This window comes from Pseudomonas sp. D4002 (genome assembly GCF_013385665.1).
In the GTDB taxonomy this organism is placed as follows: domain Bacteria; phylum Pseudomonadota; class Gammaproteobacteria; order Pseudomonadales; family Pseudomonadaceae; genus Aquipseudomonas.
The window spans coordinates 176,000-201,531 of the sequence record NZ_JACAPN010000018.1 but is presented as its reverse complement, the minus strand read 5'-3'; the positions used below and the strand labels follow the sequence as shown (position 1 = coordinate 201,531).

At 62.2% G+C, this 25,532-nt stretch carries 24 protein-coding genes; 4 read left to right on the top strand and 20 right to left on the bottom strand.

Annotated features, from left to right (window positions below; all coding sequences use genetic code 11):
- Positions 1-98: 98 nt before the first annotated feature.
- The 5 genes from fabG to HX824_RS12580 form a co-directional block, all read right to left on the bottom strand.
- Positions 99-842, bottom strand: a complete 744-nt coding sequence (gene fabG / locus HX824_RS12600) for a 3-oxoacyl-ACP reductase FabG (protein WP_004371297.1) — start codon at positions 840-842, stop codon at positions 99-101.
- Between the two features lie 30 nt (positions 843-872).
- On the bottom strand, positions 873-1,811 hold the full coding sequence (fabD, locus tag HX824_RS12595) for an ACP S-malonyltransferase (protein WP_023659248.1): 939 nt from the start codon (positions 1,809-1,811) through the stop codon (positions 873-875).
- A 126-nt stretch (positions 1,812-1,937) separates the two neighbouring features.
- Entirely contained in the window at positions 1,938-2,948 is a 1,011-nt protein-coding gene (gene plsX, locus HX824_RS12590) for a phosphate acyltransferase PlsX (protein WP_080673274.1), read from the bottom strand.
- Between the two features lie 4 nt (positions 2,949-2,952).
- Positions 2,953-3,135: a 50S ribosomal protein L32 gene (gene rpmF / locus HX824_RS12585; protein ID WP_004371305.1), complete on the bottom strand. Its 183-nt coding sequence runs from the start codon at positions 3,133-3,135 to the stop codon at positions 2,953-2,955.
- Positions 3,136-3,148: 13 nt separating this feature from the next.
- Entirely contained in the window at positions 3,149-3,676 is a 528-nt protein-coding gene (locus tag HX824_RS12580; protein ID WP_004371317.1) for a YceD family protein, read from the bottom strand.
- Positions 3,677-3,781: 105 nt separating this feature from the next.
- Between HX824_RS12580 and HX824_RS12575 the strand changes: the two genes are divergently transcribed.
- The gene (locus HX824_RS12575) at positions 3,782-4,360 is read left to right on the top strand and encodes a nucleoside triphosphate pyrophosphatase (RefSeq protein ID WP_004371319.1); all 579 of its coding nucleotides are present in this window, start codon (positions 3,782-3,784) and stop codon (positions 4,358-4,360) included.
- Between the two features lie 129 nt (positions 4,361-4,489).
- Here HX824_RS12575 and HX824_RS12570 read toward each other — a convergent pair whose 3' ends face one another.
- From HX824_RS12570 to rluC, 3 genes are read right to left on the bottom strand one after another with little or no spacing between them, the layout of a single operon-like run.
- A complete protein-coding gene (locus HX824_RS12570) occupies positions 4,490-5,482 on the bottom strand; it encodes a S49 family peptidase (RefSeq protein ID WP_004371321.1) in 993 nt (330 codons plus the stop codon).
- Positions 5,483-5,503: 21 nt separating this feature from the next.
- The gene (locus HX824_RS12565; protein WP_177054607.1) at positions 5,504-6,166 is read right to left on the bottom strand and encodes an HAD-IA family hydrolase; all 663 of its coding nucleotides are present in this window, start codon (positions 6,164-6,166) and stop codon (positions 5,504-5,506) included.
- The gene (gene rluC, locus HX824_RS12560) at positions 6,153-7,112 is read right to left on the bottom strand and encodes a 23S rRNA pseudouridine(955/2504/2580) synthase RluC (RefSeq protein WP_004371325.1); all 960 of its coding nucleotides are present in this window, start codon (positions 7,110-7,112) and stop codon (positions 6,153-6,155) included. Before rluC ends, HX824_RS12565 begins: the two co-directional genes overlap by 14 nt.
- A 738-nt stretch (positions 7,113-7,850) precedes the next feature.
- On the opposite strand from rluC, the gene rne reads away from it, so the two are divergent.
- Entirely contained in the window at positions 7,851-11,114 is a 3,264-nt protein-coding gene (gene rne / locus HX824_RS12555; RefSeq protein ID WP_177054606.1) for a ribonuclease E, read from the top strand.
- 67 nt (positions 11,115-11,181) lie between these two features.
- Here the strand turns inward: rne and HX824_RS12550 are convergent, their stop codons facing one another.
- From HX824_RS12550 to HX824_RS12505, 10 genes are all read right to left on the bottom strand, one after another.
- Positions 11,182-11,769 carry a nucleotidyltransferase family protein gene (locus tag HX824_RS12550; protein WP_177054605.1) on the bottom strand — a complete coding sequence of 196 codons (588 nt, stop codon included), beginning with the start codon at positions 11,767-11,769 and terminating at the stop codon, positions 11,182-11,184.
- Positions 11,766-12,752 (bottom strand): XdhC family protein, encoded by a 987-nt coding sequence (locus tag HX824_RS12545; RefSeq protein WP_008434978.1) that lies wholly within the window; start codon positions 12,750-12,752, stop codon positions 11,766-11,768. The genes HX824_RS12550 and HX824_RS12545 overlap by 4 nt, the downstream gene beginning before the upstream one ends.
- 150 nt (positions 12,753-12,902) lie before the next feature.
- On the bottom strand, positions 12,903-13,922 hold the full coding sequence (gene murB, locus HX824_RS12540; RefSeq protein WP_004371335.1) for a UDP-N-acetylmuramate dehydrogenase: 1,020 nt from the start codon (positions 13,920-13,922) through the stop codon (positions 12,903-12,905).
- Entirely contained in the window at positions 13,919-14,383 is a 465-nt protein-coding gene (locus HX824_RS12535) for a low molecular weight protein-tyrosine-phosphatase (RefSeq protein ID WP_004371338.1), read from the bottom strand. Before HX824_RS12535 ends, murB begins: the two co-directional genes overlap by 4 nt.
- A complete protein-coding gene (gene kdsB / locus HX824_RS12530) occupies positions 14,383-15,147 on the bottom strand; it encodes a 3-deoxy-manno-octulosonate cytidylyltransferase (RefSeq protein ID WP_008434982.1) in 765 nt (254 codons plus the stop codon). Before kdsB ends, HX824_RS12535 begins: the two co-directional genes overlap by 1 nt.
- A complete protein-coding gene (locus tag HX824_RS12525; RefSeq protein ID WP_003174668.1) occupies positions 15,144-15,329 on the bottom strand; it encodes a Trm112 family protein in 186 nt (61 codons plus the stop codon). The genes kdsB and HX824_RS12525 overlap by 4 nt, the downstream gene beginning before the upstream one ends.
- 24 nt (positions 15,330-15,353) lie before the next feature.
- Positions 15,354-16,364 carry a tetraacyldisaccharide 4'-kinase gene (gene lpxK, locus HX824_RS12520; RefSeq protein ID WP_008434985.1) on the bottom strand — a complete coding sequence of 337 codons (1,011 nt, stop codon included), beginning with the start codon at positions 16,362-16,364 and terminating at the stop codon, positions 15,354-15,356.
- Positions 16,364-16,792: a biopolymer transporter ExbD gene (locus HX824_RS12515; protein WP_004371361.1), complete on the bottom strand. Its 429-nt coding sequence runs from the start codon at positions 16,790-16,792 to the stop codon at positions 16,364-16,366. The genes lpxK and HX824_RS12515 overlap by 1 nt, the downstream gene beginning before the upstream one ends.
- Positions 16,789-17,424: a MotA/TolQ/ExbB proton channel family protein gene (locus HX824_RS12510; RefSeq protein WP_004371363.1), complete on the bottom strand. Its 636-nt coding sequence runs from the start codon at positions 17,422-17,424 to the stop codon at positions 16,789-16,791. The genes HX824_RS12515 and HX824_RS12510 overlap by 4 nt, the downstream gene beginning before the upstream one ends.
- 31 nt (positions 17,425-17,455) lie before the next feature.
- Positions 17,456-19,747, bottom strand: a complete 2,292-nt coding sequence (locus HX824_RS12505; RefSeq protein WP_177054680.1) for a DNA internalization-related competence protein ComEC/Rec2 — start codon at positions 19,745-19,747, stop codon at positions 17,456-17,458.
- Positions 19,748-19,894: 147 nt separating this feature from the next.
- Between HX824_RS12505 and HX824_RS12500 the strand changes: the two genes are divergently transcribed.
- Positions 19,895-20,410 carry a DUF2062 domain-containing protein gene (locus HX824_RS12500; protein WP_004371367.1) on the top strand — a complete coding sequence of 172 codons (516 nt, stop codon included), beginning with the start codon at positions 19,895-19,897 and terminating at the stop codon, positions 20,408-20,410.
- A gap of 3 nt (positions 20,411-20,413) precedes the next feature.
- On the opposite strand, the gene HX824_RS12495 is transcribed toward HX824_RS12500, so the two are convergent.
- Together HX824_RS12495 and HX824_RS12490 are read right to left on the bottom strand one after the other, a co-directional pair.
- Positions 20,414-21,784 carry a sensor histidine kinase gene (locus HX824_RS12495; protein WP_177019561.1) on the bottom strand — a complete coding sequence of 457 codons (1,371 nt, stop codon included), beginning with the start codon at positions 21,782-21,784 and terminating at the stop codon, positions 20,414-20,416.
- Positions 21,771-22,499, bottom strand: a complete 729-nt coding sequence (locus HX824_RS12490) for a response regulator transcription factor (RefSeq protein WP_102604977.1) — start codon at positions 22,497-22,499, stop codon at positions 21,771-21,773. The genes HX824_RS12495 and HX824_RS12490 overlap by 14 nt, the downstream gene beginning before the upstream one ends.
- A gap of 205 nt (positions 22,500-22,704) precedes the next feature.
- On the opposite strand from HX824_RS12490, the gene HX824_RS12485 reads away from it, so the two are divergent.
- Positions 22,705-25,458, top strand: a complete 2,754-nt coding sequence (locus HX824_RS12485; protein ID WP_008434994.1) for a response regulator — start codon at positions 22,705-22,707, stop codon at positions 25,456-25,458.
- Positions 25,459-25,532: the final 74 nt, after the last annotated feature.

Here is a 25,532-nt window from a genome sequence, read left to right as displayed (position 1 = left end):
CTCGTACCCTATTGGCCATCTGCCTATAAATAGATTGCAGCTTTATAACGGATTTTAGACAGCTCGTATGACATTTTTTTGAAGCGATCCGTCACAATTTAACTCATGTACATCCCGCCGTTCACCGGGATTGTAGCCCCAGTCACGTATGCCGCACCGTCGGATGCCAGGAAAGCGACCACATTCGCGATCTCTTGGGCCTGGCCCAGACGGCCCAGCGGAATCTGCGTCAGCAACGCTTCACGCTGCGCTTCAGGCAATTCGCGGGTCATATCGGTGTCGATGAACCCTGGGGCCACCGAGTTGACCGTAATCGACCGCGAGCCTACTTCACGCGCCAATGCACGGCTGAAACCTTCCAGACCGGCCTTGGCGGCTGCGTAGTTTACTTGGCCTGCGTTGCCCATGGCACCCACAACAGAGCCAATATTGATAATTCGACCCCAACGAGCCTTGGTCATGCCGCGCAAAACACCCTTGGACAGGCGAAACAGACTGTTCAGGTTGGTATCAACGACGTCATGCCACTCGTCGTCTTTCATACGCATCATCAGGTTATCGCGGGTAATACCGGCATTGTTCACCAGAATAGCCGGTGCACCGAATTGCGCCGTGATTTCAGCCAATACGGCCGCCACGGACTCATCGCTGGTCACGTTAAGCTCAAGACCGGTGCCCTGGACGCCGTTTTCCTTCAGCGTCGCGGCAATACGTTCAGCGCCGGCGGCGGAGGTTGCGGTACCGATGACCACAGCGCCCAGACGGCCCAGCTCCAGGGCGATCGCCTGGCCAATGCCACGGCTTGCGCCGGTGACCAGTGCAACTTTACCTTGCAGACTCATGCAGGCTTCTCCTAGGTTCGGAAATTAACGTCAGGCCAGGGCTGCGCGAGCGGCAGCGAAGGCATCCGGGGTATTGAGGTTGGAAGTCGACACGCCTTCGGCGCAACGCTTGTTCAGGCCGGCGAGGACTTTGCCCGGGCCGCACTCTACCAATTGGGTGGCGCCGTTGGCGGCCAGGGTCTGCACCGACTCAACCCAGCGAACCGGCTTGTACAGCTGTTCCAGCAGATCGCGCTTGAGGGTTTCCAGGTCAGAGGCCACGGCGGCACTGACGTTCTGCACCAACGGAATCTGCGGCGCCTGCCAGTTGATCGCAGCGATCGACTCGGCGAAACGCTCGGCAGCCGGGCGCATCAGTTCGCAGTGGGACGGCACGCTGACCGGCAACGGCAACGCACGCTTGGCGCCACGGGCCTTGCAGCCTTCGATGGCGCGCTCTACCGCCGCCTTGGCGCCGGCGATCACCACCTGGCCAGGGGAGTTGAAGTTCACGGCGCTGACCACTTCGCCCTGGGCCGCTTCGGCGCAGGCGGCAATCACGTCAGCATCTTCCAGGCCGAGAATGGCAGCCATACCGCCCTGCCCGGCAGGAACCGCTTCCTGCATCAACTGGCCACGACGCTCCACCAGCTTGACCGCTTCACCGAGGGTCAGGCTGCCAGCAGCTACCAGGGCGCTGTATTCGCCCAGGCTATGACCGGCAACGTAGGCCGGACGCGCACCGCCTTCAGCCAGCCACAGGCGCCACAGGGCGATGGAGGCGGTGAGGATGGCGGGTTGGGTCTTGTCGGTTTGATTGAGCAGCTCTTCCGGCCCTTGCTGGGTCAGTGCCCACAGGTCGTAACCCAAGGCATCGGAGGCTTCCTTGAAAGTGTCCAGGACCAACTGATGTTCCGCGCCCAGCTCGGCCAACATGCCGAGGGACTGCGAACCCTGCCCTGGAAAGACGAATGCGAGGGATGTAGACATGTAACAAGCCCCTAATGATCTGGTCGTCGGAAATTGGCGCCCCACACGTGGGAGCGCAAGAAACTGACAGATTGGATGGTCAATTGAACTGGCCGGTCACATTTAAGCATTTCCGGCCCGATTCGCCTAAGGCAACAGATCCTCAAGGCGGCCGTGCAAGCGTTGCGGCAGGTTTTCCTGGATCTCGATCAAGGCGCGCTGGATGGCACTTTGAAAACCCTGCACCCCCGCCGAACCATGACTTTTCACCACGATGCCCTGCAACCCGAGGAAACTCGCACCATTGTGCCGCGCCGGAGCCAGGTCAGCCTGCAAGCGCCGCATCAAGGGCAGCGCCAAGGCGCCAACCAGGCGTGACGCCAGGTTGCGCTTGAACAAGGCCTCAATGCGCGCAGCAATCATCGTCGCCAGGCCCTCGCTGGACTTGAGCAGGATATTGCCGACAAAACCGTCGCACACCACCACGTCGGCTTCGCCGCGGTACAGACCGTCACCCTCGACAAAGCCGATGTAGTTCAGGCCTCGCGCGCTTTGCAACAGCGTCGCCGCCAGCTTGACCTGCTGGTTGCCCTTGATGTCTTCGGTGCCGATATTCAGCAGCGCCACCCGAGGCCGGGCCACGCCCAGCGCTTCGGCCGCCACCGAGCCCATCAGGGCAAAGTGCAGCAGATGCTCGGCACTGCAATCGACGTTCGCCCCCAGGTCCAGCAACTGGCAATAGCCCTGCTGGGTCGGAATAGCCGCAACCATCGCCGGCCGGTCAATACCCGGCAGGGTTTTCAGCACATGCCGGGACAACGCCATCAACGCCCCGGTATTGCCGGCACTGACACAGGCCTGGGCCTTGCCGTCGCGTACCAGCTCAAGCGCCACCCGCATCGAAGAATCAGGCTTGCCGCGCAAGGCCTGCGCAGGCTTTTCATCCATGGTGATGGTTTCGCTGGCCGGTGTAATAGTCAGGCGCGCGCGATCCACCGCCGGATGGCTGGCAATCAGTTCTTCAAGTAAGGAGGGTTGACCGACGAGGGTCAGGTGCAGCGAGGGCGTGGCAGACAGGCAAGCAATGCAGGCCTGAACAATGCTGCGGGGACCGAAGTCCCCGCCCATTGCGTCAATCGCGATGACTTGAGCAGACAAGTGATTACTCGTCAGCGCCCTTGTCGATCACTTTACGGCCACGGTATACGCCTTCTGGCGATACGTGGTGACGCAGGTGAACTTCACCGGTGGTTTTTTCTACAGACAGAGTGCTTGCCGTCAGGGCGTCGTGCGAACGACGCATGTCACGGGCAGAGCGGGATTTTTTGTTCTGCTGAACAGCCATAATTGATTAACTCCTAAACGTTTGGGTCACGCTTTAACTGCGCCAATACACTGAACGGGTTGGACCGCGTTACCTCGTCCTCGCTCGGTTCGGGCTCATCGAGACCCGCCGGCTGCTGGCATTCTTCCGGATGATGAGCAGGCACAATGGGCAAGGCGAGCAAAAGCTCCTCCTCGATCAGTGACTGCAGATCCAAAGGATCTTCGCCCAGTTCCAGCACGTCATAACCTTTCGGCAACGACTGGGTATTCGCACCCTCTTTCACCACAGCATAACTGCATTCGCTGTGGATCGGCAGGGTGACCAGCTCAAGACAACGCTGGCAAACCATTTTGACTTCGGTGTCGATAAAGCTGTGGATTACCACAGACTTACGTTCATCTCGTTCAAAAACGAATTTAGCCTGCACCGTACCGACAGTGTCGGAAAGCGGGTCGCAGAGTCTCTCCAAATCGGCCAGGAGCAGCTCACCTTGAAGGGTGGTGCCACGATCAGCCAATTTGCGCGGGTCAACGTGAGGTGGAATCGGGTCATTCAACATAGGCGCAGCATTATAGGGATGCACCCGGCCATGTCAAAGGAAATTCAGCCCTGTCCGTCACCGGGCCTCCCCGCTAGAATCCGCGACTGCCTTGAGGAGACGCCCATGCTGCCTTTATTACTCGCTTCCAGCTCGGTTTATCGCCGGGAATTGCTGAACCGCCTGCACCTGCCGTTCATCTGCAGTTCGCCGGATATCGACGAAAGCCACCGCCCGGACGAGTCCGCCGTGGAGCTGGTCAAGCGCCTGGCCGAGGAAAAGGCCCGCGCCCTGGCTGACAGCCATCCGGGCCACCTGATCATCGGCTCGGACCAGGTCGCCGCGCTCGACGGCCAGATCATCGGCAAGCCCCACACCTTCGAGAAAGCCCGTGAGCAACTGCTGGCGGCCAGCGGCAAGCGAGTCAGCTTCCTGACCGGCCTGGCTGTACTGAACAGCGCCACCGGCCATTGCCAGGTCGACTGCATCCCCTTCACCGTACACATGCGCACGCTGGACGCCGCACGCATCGAACGCTACCTGCGCATCGAGCAGCCCTACGACTGCGCTGGCAGCTTCAAGGCCGAAGGCCTGGGGGTGAGCCTGTTTCAAAGCACCGAAGGGCCAGACGCCACCAGCCTGGTCGGACTGCCGCTGATCCGACTGGTGGACATGCTACTGGCCGAAGGCGTACAGATTCCCTGAGAACATCACAAACAAATGTGGGAGCTGGCTTGCCTGCGATGCAGACACCTCGGTACATCAGTCGCACCGAGGTGATGCTATCGCAGGCAAGCCAGCTCCCACATTTCGAGCCATGTCGCGCTCAAGCTCTCAGCGCAGGGTCGGACCCTGGAAGCCCATGTATAGCGCCAGCTTCTCAGCCACGCTGGCACCCAGCTTCTTGGAGAACCGGTCAAACGGCGATTCCTGAACAGTGAAGTCCACCAGTTCTTTCTCGCCAATCACATCCCGCGCCACCGAACTGGCACTGCCCAGGCCATCGATCAAGCCCAATGGCAGCGCTTGCTCGCCAGACCAGACCAGACCGGAGAACAGCTCCGGATGCTCCTTATCCTTGAGCCGGTCACCGCGCCCCTGCTTCACACTGGCGATGAACTGCCGATGAGTGGTATCCAGCACACCCTGCCAGAACTGGGTTTCATCCGCCTTTTGCGGCTGGAACGGGTCCAGGAACGACTTGTGCTCACCTGACGTGTAGGTACGACGCTCAACCCCGAGCTTCTCCATGGTGCCGACAAAGCCATAACCGGCCGCCGTCACACCAATCGAACCCACCAGACTGGCCTTGTCGGCGTAGATCTGGTCGGCGGCACTGGCGATGTAGTAGGCACCCGAGGCACCCAGGTCGGAAATCACTGCATACAGCTTGATGTCCGGGTGCAAGGCGCGCAGGCGACGAATCTCGTCGTACACGTAACCCGACTGCACCGGACTGCCGCCCGGGCTGTTAATGCGCAGGATCACAGCCTTGACCTTGGAGTCCTCGAAGGCCGCCCGCAGACTGCTGACGATGTTGTCTGCACTGGCAGACTCCTTGTCGGCAATCACTCCGCGCACTTCGATCAACGCCGTGTAATGACCGCTTCGGGTGGCGCTCTTCTCCATGTCCATCAGCGGACTGAACAGCACCAGCATGCCCAACAGATAAATAAAGGTCAGAAGCTTGAAAAAGATCCCCCAACGCCGGGAGCGGCGCTGCTCCTGAACACTGGCCAGCAAGGTCTTCTCCAGCAACTTCCAGCTTCTGTCATCGCCATTGTTATCGGCATTGGCCTTCTCAGGCGCTTTCCACTCATCGGTCATGCCATCTACCCCAGCAAAGACTTAATGGGCCCGGCTGAGCCAGGCCTGCAATTCAGAAAAACGGTCAATTGTCAGGCGCGGCTCGTAGGCCTGCAACGCCTGGGCAGATTGGGCGCCGTAGCTGACCGCCACGGAGTCCATGCCAGCATTACGCGCCATCATCAGGTCGAACGACGCATCACCCACCATCAACGCCTGCCGAGGCGACACGCCACATTGAGCGAGGATCTGCTCGAGCATCAGAGGGTGGGGCTTGCTGGCGGTTTCATCCGCCGCACGGGTGGCGTCGAAATAATCTTCCCAGCCATGGGCCTTGAGCACCCGGTCCAGGCCGCGACGGGCCTTGCCGGTCGCGACCGCAAGGTGATAACCGTCGGCGCGAAATGCTTCCATGGCCTGCGCCACGCCTTCAAACAGCGGCGAAGGCTGGGCGTCGAGCGCCATGTAGTGATCGGCGTAGTGCTGACGAAACGCTATCAGCTCGTCATCACCAATCTCCGGGTACAGGGTGCGGATCGCTTCCGGCAGGCCCAGGCCAATAATGCCCTTGACCGCCAGGTCGTCGCACAATGCATAACCGGAACGGGTCGACGCAACGTGCATCGACTCGACAATCCGACCAATGGAATTACACAACGTGCCATCCCAGTCAAAGATCAACAGCTTGTAGTCAGGGTGCGACACTCAGGCGCTCCACGGTCTTGGCCCACATTTCATCGACAGGCGCTTGCAGCTTCAATTCGCCACCATCGGGCAGCGGCACGGTCAGCATGTAGGCGTGCAGGAACAGGCGTTTGCCACCCAGGTCGCGGATTTCCTTGGAGAAATCTTCATCGCCGTATTTGGTATCGCCGGCAATGCAGTGCCCCGCATGCAGGGTGTGCACACGAATCTGGTGGGTACGGCCAGTGACCGGCTTGGCCTCGACCATGGTGGCAAAGTCACCAAAGCGGCGCAGCACCTTGAACAGGGTCAGCGCCTCCTTGCCCTCCTCGTCCACCTCGACCATGCGCTCGCCGGAACGCAGGTTGCTCTTCTGCAACGGCGCGCGCACGCTCTTGATCGAAGTGGCCCAGTTGCCACGCACCAGCGCCATGTAGCGCTTGTCCACGCCATCACCGCGCAGGGCGGCATGCAGGTGGCGCAACATGCTGCGTTTCTTGGCGATCATCAACAGGCCGGAGGTGTCACGGTCCAGACGGTGGACCAGCTCCAGCTCCTTGGCATCCGGGCGCAACTGACGAAAGGCTTCGATCACCCCGTAGTTGAGGCCACTGCCACCGTGAACCGCGATGCCACACGGCTTGTTGATCACGATCAGTGCCTTGTCTTCGAAGACAATCGACGCTTCAAGGCGCTGCAACAAGCCCTGGGCCAGTGGGACCGGTTCGTCCCGCTCAGGCACCCGCACCGGCGGCACGCGGACGATGTCGCCCGCCTGCAGCTTGTACTCGGGCTTGATCCGGCCCTTGTTCACGCGCACTTCGCCTTTACGCAAAATGCGGTAAATCAAGGTCTTGGGCACGCCTTTGAGCCTGGCAAGAAGAAAGTTGTCGATGCGTTGGCCGGCATATTCCGGCGAGACCTCGAGCAGCTGGACGCTGGGGGTCTGGGGGGCGGTAGTCGTCATGGCGGCGATGATAACAATTTTTTATGGAATTGAAGCACTTAATCATTGCTGCTATAGTCGCGAACGCCGCCAAAAGCGGCCTGGACAGAGGACTAGCGGCAAACTGCCGGCCCTGACCATCGCAATTCATCAGGACGCGAGGCCGTCCTACGGGGCTTTCGCCACCCTGGAAGGCTCGAGATTGTAACAAGCGCAGGTGACATGAGGCCTGAAGCGAGTGCAAAAAGCAGAGTGATTACTCGCCTTTTGCGCCGATATTTACGGCCAGTTCACAAAGTGCAGTCAGTCTGGAGCCAGACCACGGCGAATGCTTCGGAAACAACGCCTGTTACGAGCTGAGTGAGAGCACAATCGCCCACACCCGGTCTTGTTTAGCCATGAGCGTGGACTCCCCATTGGAGAACACGGTAAATGCCAACCCGCTGCGGATTCTGCGCGCGGCAGCACCCGAATTATCAGGGATACGTGTAGGGTGGAGATGCACAACCGTCGGACTGTGTAGCACTAGGCTTATATTTAGACGCTTCATCTCGTCCACAGTCGCCGGTTGATTCCTCCTCCTGACTGAGTGCTTAAGTCACCACAGCAAGCAGGAAGCGTACGTCGCGATACCGCCCATTTTGGCGGGTATTGCTGGACACTGGAGTGGCCAACCACTCTTGACGCACCTGACACCGACCGTGAGAAGTCGTGTGTGCCGAACGCCGTTTCCGGCAGCCCGGAAACCGACGGTACAACATGAAAAGAATGCTGATTAACGCAACTCAACCCGAAGAGTTGCGTGTTGCACTGGTAGACGGCCAACGCCTCTACGACCTGGACATCGAGTCCGGTGCACGCGAGCAAAAGAAGGCCAACATCTATAAAGGCCGGATTACTCGCATCGAACCAAGCCTTGAGGCTGCCTTTGTCGATTTCGGCTCCGAGCGCCATGGTTTCCTGCCCCTCAAAGAAATCTCCCGCGAATACTTCAAGAAATCCCCTGAAGGCCGCGTGAACATCAAGGACGTCCTGAGCGAAGGCCAGGAAGTCATCGTTCAGGTAGAAAAAGAAGAACGTGGCAACAAGGGCGCCGCCCTGACCACCTTCATCAGCCTGGCTGGCCGTTATCTGGTCCTGATGCCGAACAACCCGCGTGCCGGCGGTATCTCCCGTCGCATCGAAGGCGAAGAGCGCAACGAACTGCGTGAAGCGCTGAACGGCTTGATCGCTCCGGCCGACATGGGCCTGATCGTGCGCACTGCCGGCCTGGGCCGCAGCAGCGAAGAAATGCAGTGGGACCTCGACTACCTGCTGCAGCTGTGGACCGCTATCAAGGAAGCGTCCCTGGATCGTTCCGCGCCATTCCTGATCTACCAGGAAAGCAACGTGATCATCCGCGCCATCCGCGATTACCTGCGCCAGGACATCGGCGAAGTGCTGATCGACAGCGTCGAAGCCCAGGACGAAGCCCTGACCTTCATCCGCCAGGTGATGCCGCAGTACGCCAGCAAGATCAAGCTGTACGAAGACAGCGTTCCGCTGTTCAACCGTTTCCAGATCGAAAGCCAGATCGAAACCGCTTTCCAGCGCGTCGTCGAACTGCCTTCCGGCGGCTCCATCGTGATCGACCCGACCGAAGCCCTGGTGTCCATCGACATCAACTCGGCGCGTGCCACCAAGGGTAGCGACATCGAAGAAACCGCCCTGCAGACCAACCTGGAAGCGGCTGAAGAAATCGCCCGCCAGCTGCGCCTGCGTGACATCGGCGGCCTGATCGTGATCGACTTCATCGACATGACCCCGGCCAAGAACCAACGCGCCGTGGAAGAGAAAGTCCGCGAATGCCTGGAAGCTGACCGTGCCCGCGTACAGGTCGGCCGCATTTCGCGCTTCGGCCTGCTGGAAATGTCCCGTCAGCGCCTGCGTCCATCCCTGGGTGAAAGCAGCGGCATCGTCTGCCCGCGTTGCAACGGCACCGGCATCATCCGTGACGTTGAATCGCTGTCGCTGGCGATCCTGCGCCTGATCGAAGAAGAAGCCCTGAAAGACCGCACTGCCGAAGTACGCGCCCAGGTGCCGATCCCGGTCGCTGCGTTCCTGCTCAACGAAAAACGCAACTCGATCACCAAGATCGAACTGCGCACCCGTGCCCGCATCGTCATCCTGCCGAACGATCACCTCGAGACACCGCACTTCGAAGTGCAGCGCCTGCGTGATGACAGCCCGGAAGCCCACGTCAACCAGTCCAGCTACGAAATCGCTGCTGCCGCTGCCGAAGTGGAAGAAGTCCAGCCAGCCGCTGCGACCCGCACCCTGGTTCGCCAGGAAGCCGCCGTCAAGACCGCGCCAGCCCGTGCCAACGCACCGGTTCCGGTCGAGGCAGCTGCGCCGGTTGCCGCACCAGCTGCCCTGCCTGAGCCAAGCCTGTTCAAGGGCCTGGTGAAGTCGCTGGTCAGCCTGTTCGCCACCAAGGAAGAGCCGGTGGCTCCAGTTGTGGTCGAGAAGCCTGTGACTGAACGCCCTGCACGCAATGAAGAGCGTCGCAACGGTCGCCAGCAGAGCCGCAATCGCAACGGTCGCCGTGACGAAGAGCGCAAGCCTCGTGAAGAACGTGCACCCCGCGAAGAACGCGCCCCACGTGAAGAGCGCCAACCGCGCGAAGCCCGTGAAGAAACACCAACCGTAGCCCGTGAAGAGCGTGCACCACGCGAAGAACGTGCACCGCGTGCTCCACGCGCTCCACGTGAAGACCGCAAGCCACGTGGCGAGCGTGAAGAACGCGTGCGTGAACTGCGCGAGCCGTTGGATGCCGCTCCAGCCGTAGCCGCTGCTGCTGCCACCGCTGCCACTGCTGAAGAGCGTCCAGCTCGTCAGCCGCGTGAAGAACGTGCGCCACGCCCTCCTCGTGAAGAGCGTCAACCACGTGCCGAGCAAGCGGCTCCAGCCGGTGAAGAAGAAGAGCTGCTGTCCAACGAAGACCAGCAACAGGAAGACGGCCAGGACAACGCCGAAGGCGATCGTCCACGCCGCCGCTCCCGTGGCCAGCGTCGTCGCAGCAACCGTCGTGAGCGTCAACGTGATGCCAACGGCAACGAAATCGAAGGCTCGGAAGAGACCGGCGAAGCCAACGCAGCCGCTACCGGCGAACCGACTGGCGCCGAACTGGCTGCCGGCCTGGCCGTTACCGCTGCTGTCGCCAGCTCGGTCATCAGCGCACCTGCTGAAGCCCAGGCCAACGAGCAAGCTGAAGCAGCCACCGCTGCCATCCAGGAAAACACTGTTGTAGAGACGCCAGCCGTCGAAGCGCCAGTGGTTGAAGCAACGACCCCGGTCGAAGCCCCGGTTGTTCCGGAAGTGGAAGTAGCGCCGGCTCGTCACGTTCGTGAAGTTCGCGAAGTTCGCGAGCCTCAGCCTGAAGTCGACGTGGTTGCCGAGCCTGCAGTGGTTGTTGAACAGCCGCCCGTGGTTGAAGCTGCCGTTGAAGCACCGGTAGCCGAGCCAACCCCTGAAGTGCGTGAAGTTCGCGAAGAACAGACCGCCTTCCAGTGGGCTGCCGAACCTGCCCCGGTGGTTGAAGCGGTCGAAGCTCCAGCGCCTGCGCCAGTGGTCGAAGAAGCTCCAGCGCCAGTCGCTGAAGTGGTGGTCGCTGCTGAACCTGTTGCCGTTGTTGCCGAGCCTGCGCCAGTGGTTGAAGCGCCAGTGGTTGCCGAAGTGGCAGCCCCGGTGGTTGAAGCCGCTCCGGCCAGCGCCCTGACCGAAAATGGCCGTGCGCCGAACGACCCACGCGAAGTGCGTCGTCGTCGCAAGGAAGCTGAAGCGGCTGCCGCTGCTGCCAAGGCCGCTGCCGAAGCCGCTCCAGCCGTCGCTGAAGTTGCCGAGGCAGCCCCTGCTCCGGTCACCGAAGCCGTGGTTGAGCACAGTGCCCCTGCCATCGACGAGAACGTACGTTCCGTTGAAGAAGTGGTAGAGCACCACCCTAAGGCCCAGGAAGAAGAGCACGAGCCTAAACCCCTCGTCTGATTCCATCGGCCACTAAAAAGCCCCGCCTGAGTGATCAGGCGGGGCTTTTTTATGCCCTCTACATCAGTTAACGGTAGTCCAACAACCCTGGCACATCGACGTCCCACAACACACCGGGATCATCGACTACGACTTCCTGCACCGAAGCCTTGGCAAATAACGGTTTTGCCCCGCGGTCTCCGGTCAGCGCGATCAAGGCCGGGCCGAATGAACGGCCAAACCCCACGGGGTGCCCGTACTGACCCGCATGCACCGGGACGCTGATACCGTCTTCCTCCAGGCCTGCCATCACTTGCTCGATACTTGCCGGCAGGATAAACGGCATATCCCCCAACACCACCAGCCAACCAGCCGACGGCCCACTGGCCGCCACCGCTGCTGCGATGCTGTCACCCATGCCCGGCGAGCGCAAAAGCAATACTTCGCAACCGTGCACCTTAGCCAACCGAATCACTTCGGTGCGATCCGGTGACGTCACCAGCCAACGTCTCGTAGCCACAGGGGGCAGATTCACCAATACCTGCTCGATCACCGGCCGCGTGATGCCATCCCGGCCCACGCAGGGCGCCAGCAACTTGTCCTGATCGGCACCCGCCTCGGCCCGAAAACGACTGCCCTGCCCCGCCGCCAGGATGATTACGGCGATGCCCGTCAACTGACCGCTGCCTGCAACGGCTTTTTCTGCAGCAGATCGATCCCGTTCTTGATGGCGACGATTTCCGCCATCAACGACAAGGCGATTTCCGCCGGCGTATGGCTGCCGATATGCAGGCCAATCGGCCCATGCAGCCGCGCAATGGCGTCCGCACTGAGTCCCAGTGCCGCGAGGTTTTCCCGGCGCTTCTGGCTGTTGACCCGCGAACCCAGCGCGCCTATGTAGAACGCCCGGGAATTGAGGGCCGTCAGCAACGCCATGTCATCCAGGCGCGGGTCATGGGTGAGCGCGACAATGGCAGTGCGTTCATCGGTCTGGATATTCAACACCGCTTCATCCGGCATACCCGGCACAAAGCGCCCGTGCTGCTCCTCCCAGCCATAGACAAACTCCTGGCGCGGGTCGCAGATCAGCACTTCGAAATCCAGCAACCGAGCCATTTCCGCCACATAACGTGACAGCTGGCCCGCGCCGATCAGCAGCAGGCGCCAGCGCGGACCGTAGATCGCGCGCAAACGCTCGCCGTTGAAGCTGACCACATCGGTCTTGCTCGCACCGCTCAACACCACCTCGCCGGTGGCCAGGTCCAACTCACGGGCGACAATCTCGTGGGCCTCACAGCGCGCCAGCAGTTCAGCTACCCAACCCGGATCACTCACCCGCTCTTCGGTGAGACGCAGGGTGCCGCCACACGGCAGGCCAAAACGCGCCGCTTCGTCCCGGGTGACACCGTAGGTGACAAGCTGCACCGGCGGCCCGTCGTCAGGCAGCCGACCGTCCTGCAACCGGGCGATCAAGTCGTCCTCGATGCAGCCGCCGGACACCGAGCCAATCACCACCCCGTCGCCGCGCAAGGCCAGCATCGCCCCCGGCGGACGCGGGGCGCTGCCCCAGGTCTGGACCACGCTGTACAGCACCACTCGCTGCCCGGCGAGGCGCCATTCCAGCACGCTGCGTAATACATTCAGATCAACACTGTCCATCAGGCTTTCGCCTCCCGCCAACCTTGCAACTGATTTTGATAAACAGCATCTATGGGTTGATCAAAAATATCGGTAGTCAGCTAAGTTAACTCACCGGCAATAAAAAAGCCCTGCAATGCAGGGCTTGGTGCGTCAAAAAACAAGCTTAGTTCAATAGCGATTCGGCTCCATTTCCAGCACCACCTTGAAGCGCTTTTCGATGTCCTGCTGGATACGCAGCGCGAGCCCGGCAATGTCCTGGCCGCTGGCCGCGCCGTAGTTCACCAATACCAGTGCCTGCAAGCGATGCACGCCGGCATCGCCATCGCGAAAGCCTTTCCAGCCGGCCTTGTCGATCAGCCAGCCGGCGGCCAGTTTCATCTGCCCGTCGGCCTGGGGGTAAGCCACCAGGTCCGGGTATTGACGCTGCAACTCGGCAGCCAGTGCCTGGGACACCAGCGGGTTCTTGAAGAAACTCCCCGCATTGCCGAGCACCGCCGGGTCGGGCAGTTTCTCGCTACGAATGCTGCAAATCGCGCGGCTGACATCGCTGGGCGTGGCCTGCGCGATGCCTTGCTCGGTCAGGCGCTGTCGCACCGGCCCGTATTCAAGTTTCAGATGCACGGCGCGGCTCAGGGCAAAACGCACCCGCAGGATCAGCCAGCGCCCCACTTCGTGCTTGAACAGGCTGTCGCGGTAGGCAAAGTTGCACTCAGCCAGGCTGAAATCCCGCAGTTCGCCGGTCTGGCGATCAAGGGCGGTCAGGCCGCTGAATACATCCTTGATCTCTACACCGTAGGCGCCGATGTTCTGCATCGGTGCGGCGCCGACCGTGCCGGGAATCAGGCTGAGGTTTTCCAGGCCGGAAAAGCCCTGGGCCAGGGTCCACAGCACAAACGGATGCCAGGCTTCGCCCGCTTCGGCCTCAACCACGACCTGCACGCCATCGTCGTGCAACACCCGGATGCCCTGGCTGGCCATGCGCAGCACCAGTGCGTCAATATCCTGGGTCAACAGCAAGTTGCTGCCACCGCCAATCACCAGCAACGGCAGTTGTTGCTCGGCGGCACAGGCCAGGGCCTCACGCACGTCGGCGTCATTGTGGGCCTCGGCAAACAGCCGGGCACGCACGTCGATACCAAAGCTGTTGAACGGCTTGAGCGAAACCTGTGCCCGTACCTGCAAAGTCATAACCGGCCCTTCAATTCAATCACCAACAGGTCACAGGCGCGCTCGATCAGGTCGAGGACAGTTTCAAAGCCCTGGTCACCTTCGTAGTACGGGTCCGGCACTTCATCCACCACCGAGTCGTAGCGGCGCAGGAACAGGTCCAGGTCCGCCTTGCCCTGAGCCGGCTGCATGGCCTTGAGGTTGCGCAGGTTGCTCTGGTCCATGGCGAGGATCAGGTCGTAGCGGGAAAAGTCGGCACGCGACACCTGTTGTGCACGCTGGGCCGACAGGTCGTAGCCGCGTTGCAGCGCTGCACGCTGGCTGCGCTTGTCCGGTGGGTTGCCGACGTGCCAATCACCGGTACCGGCAGAGGCCACTTCAACCTGATCGGCCAGGCCGGCTTCGCGCAATTTGTGGCGCAGAACGCCTTCTGCCGTGGGCGAACGGCAGATGTTGCCCAGGCAGACGAACAGAACCTGCATCAGGCCCCCAGCAGGCGACGGACGCGCTCGAGGTCTTCAGGGGTGTCGACGCCCGCCGGCGGCGCTTCCAGGGCATCGCCCACATGAATGCGCACGCCGTGCCACAGGGCACGCAGTTGTTCCAGGGATTCGGTATTTTCCAGCCAGCACGGGCCCCAGCTCACGAAGTCGTGGAGGAAACCGGCGCGGTAGGCGTAGATGCCGATGTGGCGACGGTACGGCACGCCAGCCGGCAGCACGTCAGGCTGTTTGGCGAACGCATCCCGCGCCCACGGTAAGGTGGAGCGGCTGAAGGTCAGCGCCAGGCCATTGATGTCGCTGACCACTTTCACCACGTTGGGGTTGAACAGGGTCTCGATGTCTTCAATCGGCTCGGCCAGGGTCGCCATGCGCGCTTCGCCATGGGCTGCCAGGTTGGCCGCCACCTGATCGATCACGCTGGGCGGAATCAACGGCTCGTCACCTTGCACATTGACCACGATGGCGTCCGCCGCCAGGCCCAGCTTGGTGGCCACTTCGGCCAGGCGGTCGGTACCGGAGTTGTGGTCTTCACGGGTCAGCACCGCTTCGGCACCAAAGCCTTTGCAGGCCTCGATGATGCGCGGATCGTCGGTGGCCACCACTACCCTTTCGGCGCTGCTTTTGCAGGCCTGTTCCCACACCAGCTGGATCATCGGCTTGTTGCCGATCAGTTGCAGCGGCTTGCCGGGCAGGCGGGTGGAGGCGTAGCGGGACGGGATGACAACGGTGAAGGCGGTGGTCATTTATCCAGGCGCTCGTCGGTGGTCAGGGTGCGGGCTTCGCTTTCGAGCATTACCGGAATGCCATCACGAATCGGGTACGCCAGGCCGGCGCCCTTGCTGATCAGCTCGGTTTTGTCGGCGCTGAGCTTGAGCGGACCCTTGCAGATCGGGCAAGCGAGGATATCGAGCAGTTTGGTGTCCATGAGTATGTCCTGGAGAGCAGCGTTTTAAGGCAAAAGGCGAGCGGGCAGCAAGCGCATCAACTGCGTGTCGAACCAGGCGATAAACGCCGGTGACGGTGCCGCGTCCACCGCAAGGTACCACCAGTCGGGCCTGGCAAAGGCGCGGCACTTCACCGCGTCCTTTTCAGTCATGACCAACGGCAGTGCCGGTGTGAAATTCAAGACCTCGGCGCTGTACGGCGCGTGGTCGGCAAAAGCATGGGGTATTGGGCGCCAGTGTAGCGTTTCAAGGGTATTGAAGAAACGTTGCGGGTTGCCGATGCCGGCCACCGCATGTACCTGCTGCCCCACCGGGAAGTGTTCGACGGGTTTACGCTCGCCGGTATGCAGGTTGACCAGCGCGGCAGGCAACAGACGGAAGGCATAGCCGTCGTCACGGTCAGAACCTGCGCCGTTGTAAAGCAGCGCATCGACGCTCTGCAAACGCTCGACCGGCTCACGCAACGGCCCCGCCGGCAGGCAGCGACGGTTACCCAGCCCGCGGGCGGCGTCAATCAACACCAGTTCCAGGTCACGGGCCAGGCGGTAATGTTGCAGGCCGTCGTCGGAAAGGATCAGGTCGAGGGTTTCGCTGGCCAACAGCGCCTTCACGGCGCGGCTGCGGTCGGGGTCGATCATCAGCGGCACGCCGCTGCGCTGCACGATCAGCAAGGGTTCGTCCCCCGCCACCGCTGCGGTTTGATCGGCCTCTACGCGCCATGGAAACTGTGGCGGCTTGGCGCCATAACCGCGGCTGACCACACCGACGCGCAAACCACTGCGCTGGCAATGGTCGATCAGCCAGAGAATCATGGGCGTCTTGCCGGTGCCACCCACCGTGATATTGCCTACCACCACGACCGGCACCGGCGACTGATAGATCTCGCCCTCGCCCGCCAGGAACCGTGCGCGCTTGCGCTGCACCACCCGGCGATAGAGGGATTCCAGCGGCTGCAATAACGCAAGTGCAGGATGGCCTTCGTACCAGGCCTTGAGCAAACGATCAGTCATGGCCATCAGGGTTGGCTCGCCGCCTCGACGGTGGTCATGCGCAAATGGCTGAAGCCGAGCTTGCCGGCAGCGTCCATCGCCGTGATCACGGCCTGGTGCTTGGTGTTGCCATCGGCGCTGATGGACAGTGGCAAGTTAGTGTCCCCACCAGACTCTTTTTGCAGCGCTTCCATCAGGCTGGCCAGGTCGTTTTTCTCCAGCAACTGGTTATTCACCGAGAACACGCCATCGGCGCTGATGGCGATGTCCAGTTGCTTGGCCTGCTGGTCTTCCGCCGGCGAACCGCTGACGGCTTCCGGCAGGTCGACGCGCAGCTGGGTTTCCCGGGTAAAGGTGGTGGTGACGACAAAAAACAGCAGCAGGATAAACACCACGTCGATCAACGACGCCAGGTTGATATCGACGTTTTCCCGTTGCTTGCGACGAAATTTCACGCGTTGCCCTCAACCAGGTCCACGTCACGGTCGCCCTGTACCACTTCCACCAGCTTGATGGCTTCCTGCTCCATGCCCACCACCAGTTCGTCGATGCGCCGTTGCAGGAAACGGTGGAAGAACACCGAAGGAATACCGACCATCAGGCCCGCCGCCGTGGTGATCAAGGCCTTGGAAATACCACCGGCCAGCACTGCGGCGTTGGTGGTCATGCCCGACCCCATGAATGAGCTGAAAATATCGATCATGCCCAGTACCGTACCGAGCAGGCCGAGCAACGGTGCCATGGCGGCGATGGTGCCCAGGGCATTGATGTAGCGCTCCAGCTCATGGATGACCCGGGCGGCGGCCTCTTCGATGCACTCCTTCATGATCTCGCGACCGTGCTTGGAGTTGGCGAGGCCGGCGGCGAGGATTTCACCCAGGGGCGAGTTGGCGCGCAGTTCCTTGAGCTTTGTCTTGTCGAGCTGCTTGTTCTTGATCCAGCCCCAGACCTGGCCCAGCAGGTGGTCAGGCGTTACACGGCTGGCACGCAGGGTCCATAGGCGTTCGGCGATGATGCCGAGTGCGGCGATGGAACTCAAAATGATCGGCAACATCATCCAGCCGCCGGATTTGACCAATTCCCACACAGTGAATGTCCCCTCGAAAAAGTGCGCCACTTTACCATAAGGGTCCGGTGGAAGGGCTGGCCTGCCCCAGAGCATCCTGACGCAGGGGCCGGTCTTTGGTAACGCTGTTTTGCGACGGGCGCTCGCGCCAGAAACGCCGCTGGCTGCGCGCGGCCATCGGCGGCTGGAAGGTGCCCAGTTGCAGGCGGAGTGCGCCTTGCTCGGCACTGTCATAAATCGCGCTGCCCATGGCCTGGTAACGCTCCAGCACCTGTGGATGCGGGTGGCCAAATCCATTGCTGCGCCCCCGGGAAATCAACACGGCCTTGGGTGCCAGGCGCTGTAGAAAGGCCCATGACGACGAGCTGCGGCTGCCGTGGTGCGGCGCTTGCAGCCAATCGACAGGAGCGCCCATGGGCGTGGCCAGCAATGCCCGCTCGGCGTCATGGTCAATATCCCCGGTCAGCAACAAGCGCTCGCCATCAGCCTGCACCCGCAACACGCAGGACATCTGGTTACCGTCCGTCGCATCAGGCCATTGCCATAGCTCGAACCTCACGCCGTCCCACTCCCACTGCTCGCCGCTGACACACGCCTGGGTACCGAGCGAGGCTGGCAGCCGTGCCGTCTCACCGCCCACCACACGCTTGACCGGCAACCCATGGGCGACGGCCAACGCGCCGCCGGCATGATCGGCATCGGCATGACTGAGCAGCATCACGTCCAGCTCTGCGACCCCCAGCTTGCGCAACGCAGGCAATACGACACGCGCGCCAAGATCGAACTCACCGGAGCGCGGCCCGGCGTCATACAGCAGTACATGGTTGCGGGTACGCAGGATGATCGCCAACCCCTGGCCGACATCCAGTTGCACCACCTCGACCAGCCCATGAGGTATCGACTCCCGCGGCGGGAACACTGCCAGCAGCAACATCGGCCAGCCCAGCAGCCGAAACGGGACGCCCTTGGGCAGCAATAACAGCACCGCCCCCAGCAGGCTCACCAGCCAATAGCCAATGGGCACTTGCGCCGGTATCCAGGCCGGCAAGTACTGCGCCAGCAGCGCCAAGGCCTTGAACAGCCCGTCCAGTGTGCCGCCCGCCAGCCATAACAACCCCTCTCCTATATAAGGCAGCGGCAATAACACCGTACCCAGCAAGGCCAGGGGCAGCACCACCAGGCTGATCCACGGCACCGCAACCAGGTTGGCCAGCGGCCCGCTCAGGCTGATAGGCAGGCCGAGCACCAGCAGCAGCGGAAACAGGCCGATGGCAATCATCCATTGGGCGCGGGTCCAGGCTTGCCACAAGGGCCAGGGGCCCAATCGGCCACTGCACGCCAAAATCAGCACCGCAACAGCCGCAAAAGACAGCCAGAACCCCGGCTGCAGGCTGGCCAACGGTTCGAGGATCAGCACCGCGTCCAGCGCCAGCAACAGCGGCCACCAGATTCCCAGGTGACGAAACCGCAGGCGCCACAGCAACACCAGGCCCACCATCACGCAGGCCCGTTGCACCGGCACCTCGAAACCTGCCAGCAGGCCGTAGCCCAGCGCTGCAGCAAACGCCAGGCCGCAGGCCCAGGGCAGCCACGGCAAAGGTTTCGGCCAACCCCCGTAGCGCGCAAGACCGGCGACCAGGCCATAGATCAACCCCGCCAGCAGGCCGATGTGCTGCCCGGAAATCACCAGTAAATGCACGGTGCCAGTGGCTTGCAGGACCCGCCAATCCTCGGCGGCCAACCCGGAACCATCGCCGAGCACCAGCGCCGCCAGGCCTGCCTCTCGCCCCTGGGCATCCACTGCCAGCAGCCGCTGGCGAATCCCGTCGCGCCAGGCATGTCGTGCCGGTGCCAGCAGTTGGCCGTCCTTGACCGAGCCGGTGGCGCCAATCCGCTGGGCCAGCAGCCAGGCTTCATAGTCAAAGCCATCGGCATTGAGCAATCCGGAAGGACGCTTGAGAGTCACCGCCAGTCGCCAGCGCTCACCGCTCTTAACCGGTGGACCGCCGCGCCAGGACACGCGAATGCGCTTGGGAAGCAGGTCCTTGCGTGACCGGCTGTCGGTGAGTTCGAAGCGCACACCGTCGCCCATCTGCTGCGGTAACCCGCTGACACGCCCCTCCACCCAGCGGGTCTGGCCATCCAGATGCGGGGCCAACCGGTCATCCAGCGCCCACTGCGCGCTGAGGCATGCCCAGCCCAGGCCAAGCAGGAAAAACCCCAGCGGATAGGTACGAAAAGACAACAACATCAGGGCCAGCACCGGCATCAACAACAGCCAGCCGCCAGACGGCAACGCGGGTAAAAAACGCAAGGCGAGCAGCCCCAGCGCGAGTGCGAACATCCCTGTTCTCATGGATCTTTCCTTGAAAGCGACCCATTGAGTCTTAGCCGGGCTAGCGGTGTGGCCTATTATTATTTGTCACAAAGTCTGAATTTCACGTTCGTGGAATGCGGGCATACTTGCCCCTCGAACTGACCTGGACCCCTTATGCCACGGCGCTTATTCAAACGGTACATGCCCGATCCGACCAGCATTCGGGAACACAAGTCCTTACGCTTTCTCGGCAAGTTGCTGCATGACCCGAATCTCTGGCACCTCAATCGGCACTCGGTCGCGCGGGCCATGGCCGTTGGCCTGTTCGCGGCATTCATCCCCATTCCCTTGCAGATGCTGCTGGCAGCGGTCCTCGCCATCAGCGTGCGCGGCAACATGCCGATTGCCGTGAGCCTGGTCTGGCTGACCAACCCGATTACCATGCCGCCGGTGTTTTTCTGCACCTACATGACCGGGGCCTGGCTGATGAATGTGCCACCCCGCAGCATGCCCGACGAGCTGACCTGGGAATGGATCAGCGGGCAGTTGTCGACGCTGTGGCAACCGTTCCTGCTGGGCTCGGTAGTACTGGGGCTGGTGATGGCGGTGCTGGGTTATTGCCTGACCATGGGCTATTGGCGCTGGTGGGTGGCCCGACAGTGGAAAAAACGCAAACAGCGCAGGTTGTAACCGTTAGCGCGCCAGCAAGCGCATGTGCACACGTAAACCCTGGCCGGTATTTTCCGCCCACAGGCTGCCGTCCTGACGCTGCACAGCGTTGCGCGCAATGCTCAAGCCCAGGCCAAAGCCGCCGTCGCCGGGCCGTGAACCGTCCAGCCGGGTGAATGGCGCAAAGATTCGCTCCAACTCCACCTCATCGATCCCGCCGCCCTGGTCTTCCAGCCACAAGTGCCAGTGATCCCCCTCACGCTGCCCGCCCAATTGCACCGTTCCGTCTTGCGCAGAGTGCCGGATGGCATTGCGCAGGATGTTCTCCAATGCCTGGGCCAGCAGGTTCAGATGACCGCGCACCCAGCAGTCGGCCCCCAGCTCGCACTGCAAGCGTGAAGCCGGCCAGCCACTTTCAAAACAGGCGTTTTCCCGGAGCATGTCCCACAGCGCCTGCACCTGGATGTCTTCCTTGGGCAACGGCGCGCGTTCGGTGTCGAGCCAGGCCAGTTGCAGGGTGTCGTCCACCAGGCGCTGCATGCCGTCGATTTCCCTCCCCAGGCGCTCGCGCAGCTGGGTCAGGTCCTGCTCGCTGTCACTGGCCACACGCAGGCGGCTCAACGGTGTGCGCAACTCATGGGACAAATCCCGCAGCAGTTGCTGTTGCAGGGCCACGGTGCCTTGCAGGCGTTCAGACATCTGGTCAAACGCGCGGCCCAATTCCCCCAGTTCATCCTGGCGGCTGGTGGTGTCGCGGGAAAGCCGGGTGCCCAGTTGATCGGCACGCCAGGCGTTGGCCTGCTCTCGCAGGTGGTTGAGGGGCATGATCAACAGCCGGTAGAGGCCGATGCACAGCAGCAGGGTGAACAGGCCGGGAATCACGCCATTGGTGACGATCCGCCAGAACAGCTGGTTTTGCCCAGGCATGAAACGCCGCGGCAACTCGATCACCAGGGAGCCCGCACCCGGGTCGAGCGGGAACGGGATCTTCAACCACGGCAGGCCCTTGGCATGCCGGCTGACGGGCCAGTCCAGGCCGCGCAGGAAGGTCAGGCGCTGGCTCTCCTTGTCCGTCAGTGGGTAGCTGCTCAGGGATTGCAGGTCGTTGCCGATGACCCCCACCCAGGTGCGCTCGCGCTGGCCCAGGGTGTGCAACCATTCGTCCACACCGGCGTTGCCGCCCTTGTTCCAGGCCAGTTCCGCGCCAGCGGCATAACCGCTCAGGGTGGCGCGGGCCTCGCTGGACAGAAAGGCATTCTGCTCTTCCATATACCGGCCCCATGACCAACTGAGCCAGATCATCAGCAAGCAGAACGCGATCAGCAGGCAGGCCAGTTTCCAGAATAACGAATGCTTGCCCGGCAGCCGTGTGAGGGAGGCCTTAAAGCCTGTCATCGTGACCGCTCAACACATAGCCCTTGCCCCACACCGTGCGCACTTCCCGCTCGCTGTAGCCGACAGCCTTGAGCTTGCGACGAATCTGGCTGATGTGCATGTCCAGGCTGCGGTCATGGGGCGCATAGCCGCGCTGGAACACATGCTGGTAGAGGAAGGCTTTGCTGAGGACTTCTTCGGCGTTGCGGTGCAGGGTTTCCAACAGGCGATATTCGCTGCGGGTCAGGCCGGCCCACTGCTCCCGGTGAAACACATCACACAGCTCGTCATCGAAACGCAGGCTGCGGGCATCGCCGCGCACCGCCGCCAGGGCCGGCAACGGCCGCCGGTCCAGGGCGACCCGGCGCAGGATCGCTTCGATGCGCACCCGCAACTCGGCCATGCTGAACGGCTTGGGCAGGTAATCATCGGCCCCCAGGCGAAAACCGCTGATGCGATCGGCTTCGGCCCCCAGGGCCGACATCAGGATCACCGGCATCGAATGGCTCTGGCGCAAATGCGTGAGCACCGACAACCCGTCCATGCCCGGCAGCAGGATGTCCATCAACACCACGTCGAAGCGCTGATCGCGGGCCATTTGCAGGCCCTGCTGGCCATTCTGGCACCAGGTCACCTGGAAGCCACAGAGGCCCAATTGCTCATGGACATAGGCGCCAAGCACAGGATCGTCTTCAATCGCCAGGATACTGGGTAAGCCAAGTGCTGCGGGATTCATTAGCGTCTGCAAGTCATTCTCAATGACTAATTATTCAAGATTGCCCCCCCATGAGCAACCGCCGCCGGGCGTCCGGCGGCCCAAGGTTTGCCTCAGGTCATTAATTTTGCAAGATTCCCCGCCGCGCAAATGGCTACACTGCGCAGGTGGCGCGGGCCGGATGCCTGCGTGGAATTCGACAACAGTGTGGTAGCAGGAGAGTGGCGTGCTTAAAAGAATGGGGATAAAAGGCCGCGTACTGTTGCTGACCTTATTGCCTACCAGCCTGATGGCGTTGCTGCTGGGCGGGTACTTCACCTGGATGCAGCTTTCGGAGTTGCAGTCGCAGTTGCTGCAACGCGGCGAGATGATCGCCGAGCAACTGGCGCCGCTGGTGGCCCCGGCCCTCGGCACCAGGAACACCGACCTGCTGGAACGCATCGCCACCCAGTCCCTGGAACAAACCGATGTGCGCGCCGTATCGTTCCTCGGGCCCGACCGCACGCCCCTGGCCCACGCCGGGCCGACCATGCTCAACCAGCCGCCCATCGGCAACAGTTCGCACCTGCTGCAGCGCACCGGCAATGACGCCACCCGTTATCTGCTGCCGGTGTTCGGCCGCCATCGCAACCTCGCCGGTGAACTGATCCCGGATGAATCCGACCGCCTGCTCGGCTGGGTCGAGCTGGAACTGTCCCACAACGGCATGTTGCTGCGTGGCTACCGCAGCCTGTTCGCGAGCCTGCTGCTGATCGCCATCGGCCTGATCTGCACGGCGGCCCTCGCCTTGCGCATCAGCCGTACGATCAACTCACCGATCGGCCTGATCAAACAGGCCGTCGCGCAACTCAAGGACGGCAATCTCGAAACCCGCTTGCCACCCCTGGGTAGCCAGGAGCTGGATCACCTGGCCTCGGGCATCAACCGCATGGCCGAGACCCTGCAAAACGCCCAGGAAGAATTGCAACACAGCATCGACCAGGCCACCGAAGACGTGCGGCAAAACCTCGAAACCATCGAGATCCAGAACATCGAGTTGGACCTGGCCCGCAAGGAAGCCCTGGAAGCCAGCCGCATCAAGTCGGAGTTTCTGGCCAACATGAGCCATGAGATCCGCACGCCGTTGAACGGCATCCTTGGTTTCACCCATTTGTTGCAGAAAAGCGAACTGTCACCGCGCCAGCTGGATTACCTGGGCACCATCGAAAAATCCGCCGACAACCTGCTGGGCATCATCAACGAAATCCTCGACTTCTCGAAAATCGAGGCCGGCAAGCTGGTGCTCGACAGCATCCCGTTCAACCTGCGGGACTTGCTGCAAGACACCCTAACCATCCTCGCCCCGGCCGCCCACGCCAAACAGCTGGAGCTGGTGAGCCTGGTCTACCGCGACACGCCGCTCGCCTTGGTGGGTGACCCGTTGCGGCTCAAGCAGATCCTCACGAACCTGGTGAGCAACGCGATCAAGTTCACCCGCGAAGGCACCATCGTTGCCCGCGCCATGATTGAAGACGAACAGGAAGACAGCGTACAACTGCGCATCAGCGTGCAGGACACCGGCATCGGCCTGTCGAACCAGGATGTGCGGGCGCTGTTCCAGGCGTTCAGCCAGGCGGACAATTCGCTGTCACGCCAACCCGGCGGGACCGGCCTTGGCCTGGTGATTTCCAAGCGCCTGATCGAACAGATGGGCGGTGAGATCGGCGTCGACAGCACGCCGGGAGAAGGCTCGGAATTCTGGATCAGCCTGAACCTGCCGAAAACCCGTGACGATATCGAAGACCTGCCCTCCGCGCCGCTGCTGGGCCGGCGCGTGGCGGTGCTGGAAAACCACGAGCTGGCGCGCCAGGCCCTGCAACATCAGCTGGAAGACTGCGGCCTGGAAGTCACCCCGTTCAACAGCCTGGAAAGCCTGACCAACGGCATCACCAGCGCCCACCAGACCGAACAGGCGATTGACCTGGCCGTGCTGGGCATCACCGCCAATGACATTCCGCCGGAGCGTTTGAACCAACACCTGTGGGACCTCGAACACCTGGGCTGCAAGGTACTGGTGTTGTGCCCGACCACCGAACAGCTGCTGTTCAACCCCTCGGTGCCCAACCCCAACAGCCAGTTGCAGGCCAAGCCCGCGTGCACCCGCAAACTGCGTCGCGCCCTGGCCGACCTGATCAGCCCGCGCCCGCTGCGCAGCGAACCCGGCGAGCCCCTGTCCAGCCGCGCGCCGCGGGTGCTGTGTGTCGACGACAACCCGGCCAACCTGCTGCTGGTGCAAACCCTGCTGGAAGACATGGGCGCCAAGGTCCAGGCGGTGGAAAGCGGTTACTCGGCCATCGAGGCAGTGAAGCAGGAAGCCTTCGACCTGGTGCTGATGGACGTGCAGATGCCGGGGATGGACGGTCGCCAGAGCACCGAGGCAATCCGCACGTGGGAAAGCGAACGCCATGGCACACCGCTGCCCATCGTCGCGCTGACGGCCCATGCGATGGCCAACGAAAAACGCGCCCTGCTGCAAAGCGGCATGGATGATTACCTGACCAAACCCATCAGCGAACGGCAACTGGCCCAGGTGGTGTTGAAATGGACCGGGCTGGCCCTGCGCAACCAGGGCCCGGACCGTGGCACCGAAAGTTTCGGGCATGCCACGCAATTGCCGGTACTGGACCATGAAGAAGGTTTGCGCCTGGCGGCCGGCAAGGCGGATCTGGCGGCAGACATGCTCGCGATGCTGCTGGCCTCGCTGGAAGCTGACCGTGAAGCGATTCGCGTCGCCCGTGATGCCAATGACCGCAACGCCCTGATCGAACGGGTGCACCGCCTGCACGGCGCCACCCGGTATTGCGGCGTGCCGCAATTGCGTGCGGCCTGCCAGCGGGCCGAGACCCTGCTCAAGCAGGACGACGCCAAGGCCATGCCGGCCCTGGATGAACTGGACATGGCGATTGCCCGGCTGGCCAGCGAGGCGCGAGTCAGCGCGTAAACTTTCGGGGCAATGCGGACAGGGAGGCTTGCTGTGGCGAGGGAGCTTGCTCCCGCTGGAGTGCGAAGCGCTCC